General features: G+C 65.0%; 17 protein-coding genes. 9 read left to right on the top strand and 8 right to left on the bottom strand.

The genetic code is table 11. The annotated features are described in order from the left end of the window. Positions 1–94 precede the first annotated feature (94 nt). From POF53_RS15470 to POF53_RS15455, 4 genes are all read left to right on the top strand, one after another. Positions 95–367 (top strand): DUF3077 domain-containing protein, encoded by a 273-nt coding sequence (locus tag POF53_RS15470; protein WP_498968387.1) that lies wholly within the window; start codon positions 95–97, stop codon positions 365–367. Between the two features lie 274 nt (positions 368–641). Further along, positions 642–1649 (top strand): tRNA dihydrouridine(20/20a) synthase DusA, encoded by a 1008-nt coding sequence (gene dusA / locus POF53_RS15465; RefSeq protein WP_498968385.1) that lies wholly within the window; start codon positions 642–644, stop codon positions 1647–1649. Between the two features lie 214 nt (positions 1650–1863). Further along, complete coding sequence (gene tal / locus POF53_RS15460; protein ID WP_498968383.1) at positions 1864–2784, top strand: transaldolase; 921 nt, start codon at positions 1864–1866, stop codon at positions 2782–2784. A 197-nt stretch (positions 2785–2981) separates the two neighbouring features. Continuing rightward, on the top strand, positions 2982–4835 hold the full coding sequence (locus POF53_RS15455; RefSeq protein ID WP_498968381.1) for an alkaline phosphatase D family protein: 1854 nt from the start codon (positions 2982–2984) through the stop codon (positions 4833–4835). A 96-nt stretch (positions 4836–4931) separates the two neighbouring features. Here POF53_RS15455 and rssC read toward each other — a convergent pair whose 3' ends face one another. Both rssC and rssB read right to left on the bottom strand, forming a co-directional pair. Continuing rightward, positions 4932–5414, bottom strand: a complete 483-nt coding sequence (gene rssC, locus POF53_RS15450) for an anti-sigma factor antagonist RssC (protein WP_023631332.1) — start codon at positions 5412–5414, stop codon at positions 4932–4934. Continuing rightward, entirely contained in the window at positions 5411–6595 is a 1185-nt protein-coding gene (gene rssB, locus POF53_RS15445) for a two-component system response regulator RssB (RefSeq protein ID WP_028692716.1), read from the bottom strand. The genes rssC and rssB overlap by 4 nt, the downstream gene beginning before the upstream one ends. Before the next feature lie 269 nt (positions 6596–6864). Here rssB and POF53_RS15440 point away from each other — a divergent pair, with 269 nt between their 5' ends. Continuing rightward, a complete protein-coding gene (locus POF53_RS15440) occupies positions 6865–7164 on the top strand; it encodes a PilZ domain-containing protein (RefSeq protein ID WP_050704859.1) in 300 nt (99 codons plus the stop codon). A gap of 51 nt (positions 7165–7215) precedes the next feature. On the opposite strand, the gene POF53_RS15435 is transcribed toward POF53_RS15440, so the two are convergent. After that, positions 7216–7923, bottom strand: coding sequence for an MlaA family lipoprotein (locus POF53_RS15435; RefSeq protein ID WP_498968377.1), 708 nt, complete (start codon positions 7921–7923; stop codon positions 7216–7218). A 188-nt stretch (positions 7924–8111) separates the two neighbouring features. On the opposite strand from POF53_RS15435, the gene pcrP reads away from it, so the two are divergent. Further along, positions 8112–8663, top strand: a complete 552-nt coding sequence (gene pcrP, locus POF53_RS15430) for an HAD superfamily inactivated hydrolase PcrP (protein ID WP_498968375.1) — start codon at positions 8112–8114, stop codon at positions 8661–8663. Between the two features lie 123 nt (positions 8664–8786). After that, positions 8787–9050 carry a DUF4404 family protein gene (locus tag POF53_RS15425; RefSeq protein ID WP_050704856.1) on the top strand — a complete coding sequence of 88 codons (264 nt, stop codon included), beginning with the start codon at positions 8787–8789 and terminating at the stop codon, positions 9048–9050. 33 nt (positions 9051–9083) lie between these two features. Here POF53_RS15425 and queF read toward each other — a convergent pair whose 3' ends face one another. Together queF and POF53_RS15415 are read right to left on the bottom strand one after the other, a co-directional pair. Further along, a complete protein-coding gene (gene queF / locus POF53_RS15420) occupies positions 9084–9914 on the bottom strand; it encodes an NADPH-dependent 7-cyano-7-deazaguanine reductase QueF (protein WP_498968373.1) in 831 nt (276 codons plus the stop codon). Positions 9915–9982: 68 nt separating this feature from the next. Next, a complete protein-coding gene (locus POF53_RS15415; protein WP_498968371.1) occupies positions 9983–10498 on the bottom strand; it encodes a cupredoxin domain-containing protein in 516 nt (171 codons plus the stop codon). A gap of 157 nt (positions 10499–10655) precedes the next feature. Here POF53_RS15415 and POF53_RS15410 point away from each other — a divergent pair, with 157 nt between their 5' ends. Both POF53_RS15410 and POF53_RS15405 read left to right on the top strand, forming a co-directional pair. Next, positions 10656–11336 carry a heavy metal response regulator transcription factor gene (locus POF53_RS15410; RefSeq protein WP_232856051.1) on the top strand — a complete coding sequence of 227 codons (681 nt, stop codon included), beginning with the start codon at positions 10656–10658 and terminating at the stop codon, positions 11334–11336. Next, positions 11336–12679 (top strand): heavy metal sensor histidine kinase, encoded by a 1344-nt coding sequence (locus tag POF53_RS15405; protein ID WP_498968369.1) that lies wholly within the window; start codon positions 11336–11338, stop codon positions 12677–12679. Before POF53_RS15410 ends, POF53_RS15405 begins: the two co-directional genes overlap by 1 nt. Positions 12680–12811: 132 nt before the next feature. Here POF53_RS15405 and POF53_RS15400 read toward each other — a convergent pair whose 3' ends face one another. From POF53_RS15400 to lolD, 3 genes are all read right to left on the bottom strand, one after another. After that, on the bottom strand, positions 12812–13267 hold the full coding sequence (locus POF53_RS15400) for an REP-associated tyrosine transposase (RefSeq protein ID WP_498968367.1): 456 nt from the start codon (positions 13265–13267) through the stop codon (positions 12812–12814). Between the two features lie 184 nt (positions 13268–13451). After that, positions 13452–14696, bottom strand: a complete 1245-nt coding sequence (locus POF53_RS15395) for a lipoprotein-releasing ABC transporter permease subunit (RefSeq protein ID WP_110738516.1) — start codon at positions 14694–14696, stop codon at positions 13452–13454. Positions 14697–14757: 61 nt separating this feature from the next. Beyond that, positions 14758–15441, bottom strand: coding sequence for a lipoprotein-releasing ABC transporter ATP-binding protein LolD (gene lolD / locus POF53_RS15390; protein WP_177330835.1), 684 nt, complete (start codon positions 15439–15441; stop codon positions 14758–14760). Between the last annotated feature and the right edge of the window lie 5 nt (positions 15442–15446).

Genomic DNA, 15446 nt, shown 5'->3' with positions numbered 1-15446 from the left:
CCCCCCCCCCCCCGGGCGGGGGGGGGGGGGGGGGCGCGCCCCCCCCCCCCGCGATAGCGACAGACCAGGCAGCGGAACACTTCAGGGAGATTCAATGATGACCACAGACACCACCACACCCCACACCACCGTGGGCAAGACCAAGTTCTACCAGGGCGAAGGCCAGACCGACCCGTTGTTTTGCATCGAACCCGGGATCCCTTGCCAGCATGCGCGGGATCAGGCCTCGGAACTGATGGGCTGCGTGCGCGACCTGACCATCAGCGGGATCATGGAGGAGAAGCCGCAGATGCTCTGGGCGGCGTATTACCTGAGCGCATTGGCCAAGGCGCTGATGGATGATGCGGAGTTGGGGATGAGCCACTGAAGGTCAGCCCTTTCAAGGTGTTGAGCATTGGTGTTCGGCTTGGAACTGCCGGGGTCGCTTTGCGACCCTTTCGCGGCACAAGGCCGCTCCTACAGGGGCGCGGTCACCTGTACGAACGGCCTTGTGTCGCGAAAGATGGGAAAGCCGCAGAGGCTGATCGCCGATCAATCCGGACGAATCCCGCCATGCTTGGTAAACTGGCAGCCATTCACTCTTTCCATCGCCAGCCAGCGCACCCCGCCGCCTGGCTTCGCTGAGTTCGTGTCCCAGACTTATGCATTCTCAAGCCGCCACACCCGCCACCCCGCGCCCCGAGCCATCTCGCCGCTTCTCCGTAGCGCCCATGATGGACTGGACAGATAGACACTGTAGGTTCTTCCTGCGCCTGCTCTCCCAGCACGCCCTGCTCTACACCGAAATGGTCACCACCGGCGCCCTGCTGCACAACGACGCCCAGCGTTTCCTGCGCCATGACCAATCCGAGCACCCGCTGGCCCTGCAACTGGGCGGCAGCGTGCCGGCGGACCTGGCCGCCTGCGCGCGCCTGGCCGAGGACGCCGGCTATGACGAGGTCAACCTCAACGTCGGCTGCCCCAGCGACCGGGTGCAGAACAACATGATCGGCGCCTGCCTGATGGGCCATCCGGCGCTGGTGGCCGATTGCGTCAAGGCCATGCAGGACGCGGTCGACATTCCGGTCACGGTCAAGCACCGCATCGGCATCAACGGCCGCGACAGCTACGCCGAGCTGTGCGACTTCGTCGGCCAGGTGCGCGACGCCGGGTGCCGCAGCTTCACCGTGCATGCGCGCATCGCCATCCTCGAAGGCCTGTCGCCCAAGGAGAACCGCGAGATCCCACCGCTGCGCTACGACGTGGCGGCGCAGCTGAAGGCCGACTTCCCGGACCTGGAGCTGGTGCTCAACGGTGGTATCAAGACCCTCGACGAATGCCGCACCCACCTGCAGACCTTCGACGGGGTGATGCTGGGTCGCGAGGCGTACCACAACCCGTACCTGCTGGCCGAGGTCGACCAGCAGCTGTTCGGCAGCGCGGCACCGGTGGTCAGCCGGGCCGAGGCGATGGAAAAACTGCGTCCGTATATCGTCGCACATATGCAAAGCGGCGGCGCGATGCATCACATCACCCGGCATATCCTCGGGCTGGGCCAGGGCTTCCCGGGGGCGCGGCGCTTCCGGCAGTTGCTGTCGGCGGACATTCACAAGGCCAGCGAGCCGCTGAAGGTGCTGGACCAGGCTGCCGAGCTGTTGCAGGGGCGTTGAGGGAACCTGGGGCGGGGTTGGCACTCGAAGGGTTAGCCTTTTACCGCGGCCCTGGCGTTGGCCGGGGCTGCTTTGCAGCCCTTCGCGGGACAAGCCCGCTCCTACACAGGGGAGCGCGCTGCTTCTAAGGGTTTCCCGATACGCCTGCGACGGGCCTTGAGTGGCTGTCGGGGCTCGGGTAATGTCGAGCCATTGCACAGGACAGAGCACGCCCATGACCTCCAAGCTGGAACAACTCAAGCAGTTCACCACCGTGGTCGCCGACACCGGCGACCTGGACGCCATCACCCGCCTCAAGCCGGTCGACGCCACCACCAACCCTTCGCTGCTGCTCAAGGCCGCCGCCATCCCGGGTTACGCCGACCTGCTCAAGCAGGTCAAGGCCGATGCCAAGGGCAATGTCGACCTGGCCTGCGACAAGTTCGCCGTGTCGGTGGGCTCGGGCATTCTCAAGGTCATTCCGGGGCGCATCTCCACCGAGGTGGACGCGCGACTGTCGTTCGACGAGCCGGCACTGCTGAAAAAGGCCCGTCAGCTGATCGAGCTGTACGAAGCGGCCGGTGTGCCGAAAGACCGCGTGCTGATCAAGCTGGCCTCCACCTGGGAAGGTATCCGCGCCGCCGAGAAGCTGGAGAAGGAAGGCATCCAGACCAACCTCACCCTGCTGTTCTCCTTCGCCCAGGCCCAGGCCTGTGCCGATGCCGGGGTGTTCCTGATCTCGCCGTTCGTGGGGCGCATCTACGACTGGTACAAGAAAAGCACCGGCAAGGAATACGTCGGCGCCGAGGATCCGGGCGTGCAGTCGGTCACCCGCATCTACGACTACTACAAGACCAACGGCTACAACACCGTGGTCATGGGCGCGAGCTTCCGCAACATCGGCCAGATCGAGCAACTGGCCGGCTGCGACCGCCTGACCATCAGCCCCGAGCTGCTGCAGCAACTGTCGGACGACCAGGGCGAGCTGCCACGCCTGCTCAAGCCGGGCAGTGCCGGCGAAGCCAAGCAACAGTTGAACGAAAGCCAGTTCCGCTGGGCCATGAACGAAGACGCCATGGCCACCGAGAAGCTGGCCGAAGGCATCCGCCAGTTCGCCCGCGACCAGGAAAAGCTGGAAGCGCTGATGGCTGGCTGACAAAGCCTGATACATCTTCGGCTTGATCGACGGGCGGTTAATGCAGAGCATTTCCCGCCCGTTTTCGTTGGGGTGGCCGATGACGCCATCGCGGGGCAAGCCCGCTCCCACAATGAAAACACCGCATCCCCCATTCCCTGTGGGAGCGGGCTTGCCCCGCGATAGGGCCATCAGCATCACACGAACCTGAGCCATCCATGCCCGCCACCGCTTCGCTCCCCCTCGTCCTCGCCGGCCCCATCCTCCGCCGCCTGGAACCGCAACGCCTGGCCATCTGGCTGGTCGGCTCGCAACCGCTGCAACCCGAATTCCTCCTCGACCAGGCCGGCATCGGCGTCACCACGCGCTGCGAGGTGATCGCGGTCGGTACGCACGCCTTCATCCACCTGCTGGACATCCACTTCGACCACCCGCTGCCCAGCAACGTGGCGCTCGACTACGACCTGCGCCTGGCCAACGGCCAGGGCATCGCCGACTGGGCCCCGCACCTGCTCTACCCCGGCGCCAGCCGCCCCAGCTTCGTGCAGCGCGACCGTCTTGACCAGCTGCTCCACGGCTCCTGCCGCAAGCCCCATCACCCGGCCGCCGACGGCCTGCTGTGCGCCGACCGCCTGCTTGCCGCCGATCCGCGCCCTGAAGAACGCCCCGCCGTGCTGCTGATGAGCGGCGACCAGGTCTATGCCGACGATGTCGCCGGCCCCATGCTGCGTGCCATCCACGCGCTGATCGAGCGCCTGGGCCTGTTCGACGAAGCCCTCGACGGCGCCCTGGTCGACAGCGGCGCCGAACTCTATCGCCACCCGGCCTGCTACTACCACCGCGCCGACCTGCTACCGGCCCAGGAAGGCAACGAGACCCTGCGCGAACGCTTCTTCGGCGGCAAGCGCAAGCCGATCTTCTCGTCCAGCAACGCCGACAACCACCTGGTGACCTTCGCCGAGGTCATGGCCATGTACCTGCTGGTCTGGTCGCCGCTGCCGTGGGCCCTGGTGCGGATGGACATGCCAGAGGGCCTGACCGAGCAGCGCCAGGCCCGTTATCAGCGCGAACTGCCGCTGATCGAGGCTTTTCGCGACGGCCTCGGCCAGGTGGCGCGGGTGATGGCCCACCTGCCCTGCCTGATGATCTTCGACGACCACGACATCACCGACGACTGGAACCTGTCGGCGCAATGGGAACAGACCGCCTACGGCCACCCTTTCTCGCGGCGCATCATCGGCAACGCCCTGCTCGGCTACCTGCTGTGCCAGGGCTGGGGCAACGACCCGGACGGTTGCGCGGCGCTGGTCGGGCAATGCCGGCAACTGAACGAGGCCCGGGACGAGCTGATCGGCGAGCTGCTGCGCTTCCAGGGCTGGCAGTACGCGCTGCCCAGCGATCCACCGCTGCTGGTGCTGGACACCCGCACCCGCCGCTGGCGCAGCGAAAGCAGCCTGGGCAAGCCTTCCGGCCTGCTCGATTGGGAGGCGCTGAGCGAACTGCAGCAGGCGCTGCTCGACCATCCTTCGGCGATCATCGTCTCGCCGGCGCCGATCTTCGGGGTCAAGCTGATCGAGACCGTGCAGCGGGTGTTCAGCGCCCTGGGCTACCCGCTGCTGGTGGATGCGGAGAACTGGATGGCCCATCGCGGCGCGGCGCAGGTGATCCTCAACATCTTCCGCCATTCGCGCACGCCGGGGCACTACGTGGTGCTGTCGGGCGACGTGCACTACTCGTTCGTCTACGAAGTGCTGATCCGCCACCGCCAGCGCAGCCCGCACCTGTGGCAGGTGACCAGCAGCGGGATCAAGAACGAGTTTCCCCGGCGTCTGCTGGATGTGCTCGACCGGCTCAACCGCTGGCTGTATTCGCCACGCTCGCCGCTCAACTGGTTTACCAAGCGCCGGGAAATGGAGGTGGTGCCGCGTACGCCCAGCCGGAGCAAGGCCGGGGAGCGACTGTGGAACAGCGCGGGGTTGGGGCAGGTGTTCTTCGATGGCCAGGGGCGGCCGGAGCGGGTTTATCAGTTGAATGCGGATGGTTCGCCGGCTACGGCGTTCCTCCAGGACTGACGCCATCGCGGGGCAAGCCCGCTCCTACAATGAACACCATTGTTTCCTGTGGGAGCGGGCTTGCCCCGCGATGGCGTCGGCAGGTCCAGCTCAGGATCAGGACCGCTCGAGCGCGCTCACCAGGTCATGGAACGCTTCACGGTTGGAGTCGTTCAAGCCCATGAGGATCTTGTGCGCCTCCAGCACCTTGGAACGCACCACGCTCTCGTCCTGGTCCTGGGACGGCAGGTCGGTCAGGCACTCCGGGCACGGCACCGGGCGGTCGACGATGTTGAACACCTGGTCGAAGCCCATGGACTGCAGCAGGCGGGAAATGTCCGGGTTGGTGGTGACCACGGTCGGCAGCAGGCCGACTTTCTGCCGGGACAGGATCGACAGCTTGGCCAGCAGGCCGAGGGTGGTGCTGTCGATGCTCTCGGTTTCGGTCAGGTCGATGACGATGGCCGAGAAGTTCAGCGCGGTGAAGATCTTCTCGATCGTCGCATCCAGCGCCGAACACAGGGTCAGGCGCACTTCACCGACAAATTTCAGAACGAAGGTCCCGCTTTGTTCGGCGAACTGGATTCTACCAGTACTCATTCAAGGTTCCTGCTCAACACCAATAGGGCGATATCATCCGGCATCTCCCCAAGCGTAGCCAATTCGAATCGTTGGCGCAGCCCCTCCAGGCTACCACCCGCCGCCTTGACGATTTCCGGCAAGGCCGCTTCCTTATCTTTGAGTGTGTCCCCGGGCAAAAGGTCCAGAATGCCATCGGACATCAGGGTGAGGCTGAACTGCGGTGGCAGCTCCAGCACCTGGTCCTGGTAACTGGCCTCGTCGAACAACCCCACCGGCAGGCCGCGGCCTTCCAGGTAGCGGGCCTGGCCCGGGGTGTACAGCACCGGCAGCGGCAAGTGGCCGCCGACGCTGTAGGTGAGCAGGCCGGTGTCCTCGTCGATGACGCCACCGACCATGGTCACATGCTTGCCCAGCTTGCAGTTGATCAGCCCGCGGTTGATGTGGCTGAGCACCTGTGAAGGCTTGAACTCGCGCATCTTGCCGCCACGCTTGAATTCGAACAGCAGGCGCGTGGTCATGAACTTGAGCAGCACCGTGACGAATGCCGACGAGGCACCGTGGCCGGAGACGTCCGCCAGGTAGAAGGCGATGCGCCGGTCATCCACACGGAAGTAGTCGGCGAAATCGCCCGACAGGTACAGCGACGGGATGATCTGGTGCTCAAAGGCGAACTCGCCGGCCACCCAGGGGTTTTCCGGGAGCATGTTCATCTGCACCTGGCGACCGGCGGTCTGGTCCTCCTGCAGCAGGTGCAGGCTGGCCTCCAGCTCGCGGTTGGCCGCTTCGAGCTTCTCCCGGTAGCGCTGGTTCTCCAGCACCAGGCGCGAGCGATCGAGCGCGCGGCGCACCGAGTGCTCGAGCACGGCCAGGTCTTCCAGGGGCTTGATCAGGTAGTCCGCCGCGCCCAGACGCAGGGCTTCGACCGCGTCGCTCATGACGCCGGCACCGGACACCACGATCACCGGCAACTGCGGCGCGCGCTCGCTGATCCGGCGGATCAGTTCGAGGCCGCCCATCTGCGGCATGCGCAGATCGCAGATCACGAGGTCGGGCTGGTGTGCTTCGAAGACCTGGAGGCCCTGCTGGCCGTTGCCGGCCTGGAGGACGCTGAAGCCGCTGTCTTCCAGATAGGCGGCGAGACTGGCACGGACCACCTCGTCGTCATCGATGATCAGCAGCGTTGCACTGGGTTTCTGCATGTGGGCGAACGGCGCCAGATTTGGGTTGGCGTAGCGGCTGTGAAGGACCGACAGACGGCTACTGGAATGCTCTCTAGCCACTCTCTATTTGAGTTGTAGGACAAGAAGACTGGTCCGGCAAATAGCGAGGTGCCCTGTAAGGCGCTGACGGTACTCCCATCCGCCTGGCGTTTCAAGCATGGCAAGGAAGACTTCCGCGCACTTTACAGGGCAAATCACCCGGCGTTATAAGAAAGCACATCGGCGCAACCTGACGAAAGGATGCAAGCATGTCCCAGCCTCCCGTGGATTACAGCGAAAAACGCGATTTCATACGCATGCGCATTGAAACCGAGGTCAGCCTGCTGCACGCCGGCCAGGTGATCAGCGCCGTGTGCATCGACCTCTCCAGCAGTGGCATGCAGGTCCAGGCACCGCAGCGGTTCAAGGTGGGCGACCAGCTCGAGGTGCGCATCGACTCCGACCATGCCGCCCTCGCCGGCCTGCATGCCAGCACCGAGGTGGTGTGGATCGCCGACCAGCCCGGCGGCGCGCAGAAGTTCGGCCTGCGCATCCTGGCCATGCATTGAACTGTTACGAAAAAGGCGACCCGAAGGTCGCCTTTTGCGTGAGCCGATCGATCAGAAGTCGTCTTCGACCTGGCCGTCCTTGACCTTGAACTCGCGGTTCTGCAGGTAGGCGTTGCGCAGGAAGATGTACTTGTCGCCCTGGATCAGCTTCTCCGCCGACAGCAGGCTGGCGCGGGTGTCGATCACGTCCACTGCCATGAGCGAGTTGCGGGTCGGCACATGGTCGATGTAGCGGTAGGGTTCGGTGTAGGTGTCCGGGTACTTGGCCAGGCCGTCACGCACGGTGCTCGGGCCAAGGAACGGGATGACCACGTACGGCCCGCTGGGCACGCCCCAGTAGCCGAGGGTCTGGCCGAAGTCCTCGTCGCTGCGCTGCAGGCCCATCTTGGTACCGACATCGAAGAAGCCGCCCAGGCCGAAGGTGGTGTTGACGATCAGCCGCGCCGTGTCGATGCCCGCCGCTCGAGGCTTGAGCTGCAGCACGTTGTTGGCCAGGTTGGTGACGTCACCCAGGTTGCGGAAGACGTTGTGGATGCCATCCTCGAGGAACTGCGGGGTGACATACTGGTAACCCTGGGCCAGCGGCTTGAGGGCATAGGTGTCGAGGACATCGTTGAACCTGAAGATCGGTCGGTTGACCGACTCCCACGGATCCTCCTCGGTGGCCGCCTGGGTGGCTGCCACGGGCGCCAGCAGCAAGCTGGCGCAGACACAGGCCTGGGTGACTCGCTCGATCACTCCGGCACCGATCCTACGCATAGATGTTTCTCCATCGGATTTCACGGCGGCAACGGCCTTTGGCGCGCTGCTCGATAGGGCGCAAGTATACTGGCTTGCTGGCTGAACGGTAGTTTTACATATCTCTGTCAAGATTTCGTGAACAACTGTAGTCGTCATCCCTTGGTCACAATCGCCGGGTAGCTTGCGGGGTATTTAGGGACGTTGCCATGCAAGACGCACCCGCCTTCACCGCCGTGCTGTTCGGACTGCGCGGCTGCCTGATCCAGGCAACCGACGACGGCCCCCTGCCCGCCCCCGGCGCCCTCGATTCCCTTCACCGCCTGCGCTCGCAGGCGGTGCCCTGCATCTGGCTCGACGAGCTCACCTCCACCCAGGGCAAGCGCCTGAGCAGCGTGCTGCCCGACTGGCTGCCGGGCCATCTGGTCAATGGCTGCAAGTGGCCGGCGCCCAACGCCTGCTGGCAGGCGCTGATGAGCCTCGACAGCCAGCGCCTGGAAGGCTGCGTGCTGGTCAGCGGCGAGCCGCGGCTGCTGCAGGCCGGACTCAACGCCGGCCTGTGGACGGTGGGTCTGGCGGCCTGCGAGCTGGGCTCCAGCCAATGGCAGGCCATGACCCGGCAGGAACAGGAGCGCACCCGTGGCAAGGCGACCCTGGCGCTGTTCGGCCTGGGCGTGCACTCGGTGATCGATCACCTGGAATCCCTCGACACCTGCCTTGAGGACATCGCCCAGCGCCGGCACAAGGGCGAGAAACCCTGATACATCCACGTTGATACGGGTCATGCAAAGCAGCGGCAGGTGGATTACGCTAGAAGGCAGGCCAGAACCTTTACCGTGTCGCCGAGGTCCATGGCTTGCCAAGTCATTGATGGAGAACGAACAATGCCTGCCCGCGAACTGCAAGAGCAACTCGATAGCCTGCGCGAGCAACTGGACCGCAATCCACCGCTCTCGCTGGAAGAGCGCGACCACCTGCATGAACTGATGCAGCAGATCGAAGCCCAGATCAAACTCGAAGAAGCGACCAAGGACAACAACCTGGTCGACGGGGTCAATACCGCCGTCGAACGCTTCGAAGCCGATCACCCGGACCTCACCGCCATCCTGCGCAATATTGCCAATCACCTGCACAGCATGGGGATCTGAACCGAATGGGGCCGCAAACGCGGCCCCACTATATTACTGACGCACCAACCGCAGATTCTGCGGGCTGATCGCCCCGGTGCTGCGGTACGGGTTGATATCCAGCCCGCCACGACGCACATACCGCGCATACACCGTCAGGTGCTCAGGCTTGAGCAGGTTCTTCAGGTCCAGGTAGATCCGCTCCACGCATTGTTCGTGGAAGTCGGCATGCTGGCGGAAGCTGATCAGGTAGGTCAGCAGGCTGGCATGATCCAGCGCCTGGCCCTTGTACTCCACCACCACGCTACCCCAGTCCGGCTGGCCGGTGACCGGGCAGTTGGATTTGAGCAGGTGGCTGTGCACCGTCTCTTCCACCACGCGCTCCGACGCGCAACGCAGCAGCTCCGGTTGCGGCTGCTCGTAGTTGCTGATGTTCACATCCAGCGCATCGATGCACAGGCCCGGTAGCGCGGTCACGCCCTGCCCCTCGACCTCGGCCAGGGTGCTGACCTTGACCGCGACCGGCTTGCCGGCTGCGGCGGACAGGTCCTGCACCAGGCACGCCTGCAACGCCTCCAGCGACTCGAACACCGTCTGGTTCAGCGAGTTGAGGTACAGCTTGAACGACTTGGACTCGATGATGTTCGGCGAATCGCACGGGATGGCGAACTCACCGATGGCCACCACCGGCTTGCCCGAGGGCAGCAGCCAGGACAGCTCGAAGCAGTTCCAGAAGTCCACGCCCTGCCACGGCAGCGCATCGCCGCTCACGCCCAGCTCGGCCCATTTGGCCAGGCGGGGAATCGGGAACAGCAGCGAGGGGGTGTAGGTGGCGATGTATTCGCTGGACTTGCCCAGCGGGGAGTGTTCGGCGGCGGGATGCATGGAAACTGACCTGAAGGTTCGAAATTGCCCCTAGTCTACCGGTTTTGCACCCCGCCTTGGAGCCGTTGTCACTCGATGGTCAGCGGGCCGACCATGCCTGCCTGATAGTGGCCCGGCACGTTGCAGGCGAACTCGATGGGCGCCGACTTGCGGAAGGTCCAGGTCAGCTCGGCGCGCTGGCCGGGCTGCAGCAGCACGGTGTTGCCGCCCGCATGACCGTGACCAGCGCCCATCTGGCTGTGATCCATCTGGCCATGGTCCATGCCTTCGTGGTTCATGCCGGCGGTGAACATCTTGCCTTGCATGGCGATCATTTCCTTCTGGTGCTCGGCGTGCATGGCCTTGTCGCCCAGGTTGAACTCGTGGGGCAGCTTGCCTTCGTTGACCAGCACGAAGCGCACGGTCTCGCCGGCCTTGACCTTGATGTTCTTGGGTTCGAAGGCGATGTCCTTGAGCACCACCTCGACGGTGCGGGTGGCCTTGGCCGCCTCGGCCGGCTCGCCGAAGGCGAAGGGTTTGCCGCTGTCGGCGAAGCTCGGCAGGCTGACCAGTGCGAGGGCGGCGGCGATGAACAGGTGTTTCATGGGTGACTCCGGGTCGTTCTGGGAGAATGAGGCCATTCTCGAAAAGGCTGGCTGGCAGCTGGCTGACGGGAAGATTACAACTTTGTCAGCTTGGGCAGGCCGCCGGATCGTCACGTATCATTTCGGCATCACGTTGGCCCTAACCGTTGGTAAACACATGAAACTGCTGATCGTCGAAGACCAGGCCAAGACCGGCCAGTACCTGAGCCAGGGCCTGAGCGAAGCCGGCTTCGCCACTGAGCTGGCCAACGACGGCGACACCGGCCAGCACCTGGCCCTGACCGGTGACCACGACCTGCTGATCCTCGATGTGATGCTGCCGGGGCGCAATGGCTGGCAGATCCTCCAGGCCGTGCGCCAGGCCGGGCTGGACACGCCGGTGCTGTTCCTCACCGCCCGCGATGCCGTCGAGGACCGTGTCCACGGCCTGGAGCTGGGTGCCGACGACTATCTGGTCAAGCCGTTCGCCTTCTCCGAGCTGCTGGCCCGGGTGCGCAGCCTGCTGCGCCGAGGCGCCAGCGCCAGCCAGGACACCTGCCTGAGCCTGGCCGACCTGCGCCTTGACCTGATCCGCCGCCGCGCCGAGCGGGCCGGCCAGCGCGTCGACCTGACCGCCAAGGAATTCGCCCTGCTCGAACTGCTGCTGCGCCGCCAGGGTGAGGTGCTGCCCAAGTCGCTGATCGCCTCGCAGGTGTGGGACATGAACTTCGACAGCGACACCAATGTCATCGAGGTGGCCATCCGCCGCCTGCGCCTGAAGATCGATGACCTTCACACCACCAAGCTGATCCATACCGTGCGCGGCATGGGCTACGTGCTCGAGGAGCGCCAGGACTGATGCGCCGCCTGTCCCTCGGCAGCCGCCTGGCGCTGCTGTTCGCCGCCTGCACCGCCAGTGTTTCGCTGGGCGCCGGCCTGCTGTTCAGCCGCGCCAGCGAGCAGCACTTCGTCGAGCTCGACCAGCAGCTGCTCAGCGGCCGTCTGTCGCTGATGCGCAGCCTGCTTGACGGCGTCACCAGTTCCGAGCAACTGGCCACGCGCCTGCCGGGGCTGCTCAACGAGTTGAGCCATCAATCCGACCTGGCCTTGCGCGTGCGCGCGGTCGACGGCACCACCTGGTTCGCCAGCCGCAGCGACCTGCCGGACGCCCCGAATCAGCCCGGCCTGGCCACCCTGCATACCCAGGGCATCGACTACCGCGGGCTGAGCCTGCCGCTGGACGAAACCCGGCCCGCCTCGCCGCAGCTGACCCTGTTCCTCGACATCACCCATCACCAGCACTTCCTGCAAGGCATGCAGCGCCTGATCTGGCTCACGGTCGGCCTCAGCGCGCTGGTCACCGCGCTGCTGGGTGCCTGGGCCGTGCGCCGTGGCCTGAAGCCGCTGCGGCGGATGGGCAAGGTCGCCGCCGGCGTCAACGCGCGCTCGCTGACCACCCGCCTGCCGGTCGCCGAAATGCCCGAGGAGCTGGCCGAGCTGGCCGGCACGGTCAACGCCATGCTGCAGCGCCTGGACGACGCCTTCCAGCGCCTGTCGGCGTTCTCCGCCGATATCGCCCACGAATTGCGCACACCACTGTCCAACCTGCTGACCCATACCCAGGTCACCCTCACCCGCCCGCGCAGCCTCGAGGACTACCGCGAGGCCCTGCATGGCAATCTCGAGGAACTGCAGTGGATGGCCCAGCTGGTCAACGACATGCTCTACCTGGCCAAGGCCGACCACGGCCTGCTGATGCCCAATAGCCAGGCGCTGGACCTGGCGACCGAGATCGATGCGCTGCTGGAGTATTACGCGCCGCTGGCCGAGGAAGCCGAGGTCAGGCTGTCACGCGAGGGTCAGGCGCATGTCGAAGGCGACCGGCACATGCTGCGCCGGGCCTTGTCGAACCTGCTGGACAACGCCCTGCGCTTTACCCCGGCGGGTGGCGAGATCCGTGTGAGCCTTGCGCCGGGGTTGCGCATCGAGGTGGCCAACAGTGGGCCGGCGATCGCCCCGCAACTGCTGGAGCGGCTGTTCGACCGTTTCTATCGGGCAGACCCGGCGCGCCAGGAGGGCAGCAGCGAGCATGCGGGACTGGGGCTGGCCATCACCCGCTCGATCGTGCAGGCGCACGGTGGGAAGATTCGGGCGGAGTGTGAAAATGGGTGGACGCGGTTCGTGATCGAGTTGCCTGAGTAGGCCTCATCGCGGGGCAAGCCCGCTCCCACGCCATATTATGATGGCTGGAAATATGAGGTCTGCCGTGGGAGCCAGATTATGATGCCTGGAAACAGGAGGTCTGGCGTGGGAGCGGGCTTGCCCCGCGATGGACTATATCCAGATAGCATCCCAATGAGGATAATCCCCAAGCCGCCTGACCAAACCTGCCCTCAAGGGATTAGCCACCACATACCTGGCAAATTCGCGAAGATCTTCCTCCCGCCTCAGCGCCCTGTCGTGATAGCCCGGCTGCCATAATGGTCCTTTCAGTTTTCCAAGCTTGAACAGCGAACATCGGCTGCGCGACTTGAATCGCCGCATAATCGTAGCGAGCGTGTCATCTCCCAACTTGATCAGCCAGTGAAAGTGATCAGGCATGACCACCCATGCGAGGCTGCACAAAGACCCCTCCTGCTCAGCCTGATTGAAATGGAAAGGCAAGCAACGAGCAGCCTGGAAATCTTCAAAAAATGGAAAGCGGTCCCTGGTCGTGCTGGTCAGCAAGTAGACCCGGCTAGGCTCGGAACACCTGCCGTGGCGCAGGCGGTGGGAAGCGGGACGACCCATGTCGATCTCCTTGAAGTAAAATTCTCAAGGTAGATGGCCAATGCAATCGACAGCGAAGGGAAGCGGTACCGGATGTTTCATGGTTCGTGTACGAGCATCGCGGGGCAAGCCCGCTCCCACGCCAGACCTCATACTTGCAGGCATCAAAGACCGGCGTGGGAGCGGGCTTGCCCCGCGATAGCGCTTACTCGTAACGCAACGCCATCGCCGGCTCGATCTGCGAGGCGCGGTACGCAGGGTAGATGGTCGCCAGGAAGCTCATCACCAGCCCGGCCACGCAGATGATCGCCACGTCGCCCCACTGCAATTCCGACGGCAGGCTGCTGATGAAGTAGATGTCGGAGGTGAAGATGTGCTGCCCGCTGACCCGCTCGACCCAGCCGACCACCGCACTGACATTCAGCGCCAGGATCACCCCGAGCACGCCGCCGATCAGCGTGCCGACGATGCCGATCAGACTGCCCTGGACCATGAACGTGCCCATGATCTGCGCCGGCGTCGCGCCGATGGTGCGCAGGATGGCGATATCCGCGCCCTTGTCGTTCACCACCATCACCAGGGTGGCGATGATGTTGAACGCGGCCACGGCGATGATCATCATCAGCAGCAGGCCGATCATGGTCTTTTCCATCTTCATGGCGCTGAACAGGCTGCCCTGGGTGTGCGACCAGTCGTCGGCGCGGTAGCCGTCGCCCAAGCCCGCAGCGATGGCCTTGGACACCTGCGGCGCGGCGTACAGGTCGTGCAGTTTCAGGCGCACGCCCTGCACCTGGCCCGGCGCCCAGCGCTGCATCTCGCCGGCGTCGGCGACATGGATATAGGCCTGGGAGCCATCCAGCTCGGCGCCGACCTTGAAGATGCCGACCACAGTCAGGCGCTGCATGCGCGGGGTGATGCCGCCTGGCTCCTTGCTGATTTCCGGAACGATCAGGGTCAGCTTGTCGCCGGTGTTCAGGCGAAAACGCCGGGCGGTCAATTCACCGATCACCACGCCGTACTCACCGGGCACCAGCGCCTGCAGGCTGCCCTGGACAATATGCTGGGTGACGATGGAGACCTTGCCCTCTTCGGCCGGGTCGATGCCGGCGACCTGGATCGGCTGCATCGCCCCCTTGTACGAGAGCATGCCTTCCATTTCGGTGATCGGCGCCGCGGCCATCACCGCCGGATTGCCTTCTGCGGCGCTGGCGACCTTGCGCCAGTCATCCAGCGGTTGCGCGCCAAGGATCGCGGCATGGGGCACCAGGCCGAGCACGCGCGAGCTCATCTCGCGCTGGAAGCCGTTCATCACCGACAGCACCGTGATCATCGCCAGCACGCCAAGCGACAGCCCGATCATTGAGGTCATGGAAATGAACGAGATGAAGTGGTTGCGACGCTTGGCACGGGTGTAGCGAGCACCGATGAACAAGGACAAGGGTCTGAACATGAACAGGGATACCCAATCTAAGTGTGAACCGGGACGCCTGGGGGCGCCCCGCGCAGGCGATTCAGATCGCCACCAGGCGCCCGTCTTCCAGGCTCAGCACGCGGTCCATCTGGCGCGCCAGGTTGAGGTCGTGGGTCACCACCAGGAAGGCGGTCTGCGAATGCGTGGACAGCTCTCGCATCAGTTCCTGGATACCCATGGCCGTGTGGTGGTCGAGGTTGCCGGTGGGCTCGTCGAGCATCACCAGGCCCGGGCGGTTGACCAGGGCGCGGGCGATCGCCACGCGCTGGCGCTCACCGCCGGACAGCTCGGCCGGCTTGTGATTCAACCGGTGCCCCAGGCCGACGCGCTTGAGCAGCGCCTCGGCGCGCTCGCGGGCCTCGGCGATCGGCGTCTTGCCGATCAGCAGCGGCATGCAGGCGTTTTCCAGGGCGGTGAACTCCGCCAGCAGGTGGTGGAACTGGTAGACGAAGCCCAGGGCGCGGTTGCGCAGCAGGCCACGGGCCCGCTCGCCCAGCGCCGACAGCTCCTCGCCGGCCAGCCAGACGCTGCCCTGGGTCGGCGTGTCGAGGCCGCCGAGCAGGTTGAGCAAGGTACTCTTGCCCGAGCCCGAGCTGCCGACGATGGCCACCCGCTCGCCCGGGTGCAGCTCGAGGTTCAACCCCGACAGGACCTGAACCGACTCCGGGCCTTCCTCGTAGCTCTTGCCCAGGTTGCGGCAGCTCAACACGGCTTTATCACTCATGCGCG

Origin of the sequence: Mitsuaria sp. RG (assembly GCF_028369275.1) — a bacterium.
GTDB lineage: Bacteria > Pseudomonadota > Gammaproteobacteria > Pseudomonadales > Pseudomonadaceae > Aquipseudomonas > Aquipseudomonas peradeniyensis.
This window is presented reverse-complemented; position numbering and strand designations above follow the sequence as displayed.

Excerpts from the sequence above, each read along its gene's own strand:
- POF53_RS15470 (WP_498968387.1), top strand. The coding sequence starts at position 95 with ATGATGACCACAGACACCACCACACCCCACACCACCGTGGGCAAGACC.
- dusA (WP_498968385.1), top strand. The coding sequence starts at position 642 with ATGCATTCTCAAGCCGCCACACCCGCCACCCCGCGCCCCGAGCCATCT.
- tal (WP_498968383.1), top strand. The coding sequence starts at position 1,864 with ATGACCTCCAAGCTGGAACAACTCAAGCAGTTCACCACCGTGGTCGCC.
- POF53_RS15455 (WP_498968381.1), top strand. The coding sequence starts at position 2,982 with ATGCCCGCCACCGCTTCGCTCCCCCTCGTCCTCGCCGGCCCCATCCTC.
- rssC (WP_023631332.1), bottom strand. The coding sequence starts at position 5,414 with ATGAGTACTGGTAGAATCCAGTTCGCCGAACAAAGCGGGACCTTCGTT.
- rssB (WP_028692716.1), bottom strand. The coding sequence starts at position 6,595 with ATGCAGAAACCCAGTGCAACGCTGCTGATCATCGATGACGACGAGGTG.
- POF53_RS15440 (WP_050704859.1), top strand. The coding sequence starts at position 6,865 with ATGTCCCAGCCTCCCGTGGATTACAGCGAAAAACGCGATTTCATACGC.
- POF53_RS15435 (WP_498968377.1), bottom strand. The coding sequence starts at position 7,923 with ATGCGTAGGATCGGTGCCGGAGTGATCGAGCGAGTCACCCAGGCCTGT.
- pcrP (WP_498968375.1), top strand. The coding sequence starts at position 8,112 with ATGCAAGACGCACCCGCCTTCACCGCCGTGCTGTTCGGACTGCGCGGC.
- POF53_RS15425 (WP_050704856.1), top strand. The coding sequence starts at position 8,787 with ATGCCTGCCCGCGAACTGCAAGAGCAACTCGATAGCCTGCGCGAGCAA.
- queF (WP_498968373.1), bottom strand. The coding sequence starts at position 9,914 with ATGCATCCCGCCGCCGAACACTCCCCGCTGGGCAAGTCCAGCGAATAC.
- POF53_RS15415 (WP_498968371.1), bottom strand. The coding sequence starts at position 10,498 with ATGAAACACCTGTTCATCGCCGCCGCCCTCGCACTGGTCAGCCTGCCG.
- POF53_RS15410 (WP_232856051.1), top strand. The coding sequence starts at position 10,656 with ATGAAACTGCTGATCGTCGAAGACCAGGCCAAGACCGGCCAGTACCTG.
- POF53_RS15405 (WP_498968369.1), top strand. The coding sequence starts at position 11,336 with ATGCGCCGCCTGTCCCTCGGCAGCCGCCTGGCGCTGCTGTTCGCCGCC.
- POF53_RS15400 (WP_498968367.1), bottom strand. The coding sequence starts at position 13,267 with ATGGGTCGTCCCGCTTCCCACCGCCTGCGCCACGGCAGGTGTTCCGAG.
- POF53_RS15395 (WP_110738516.1), bottom strand. The coding sequence starts at position 14,696 with ATGTTCAGACCCTTGTCCTTGTTCATCGGTGCTCGCTACACCCGTGCC.
- lolD (WP_177330835.1), bottom strand. The coding sequence starts at position 15,441 with ATGAGTGATAAAGCCGTGTTGAGCTGCCGCAACCTGGGCAAGAGCTAC.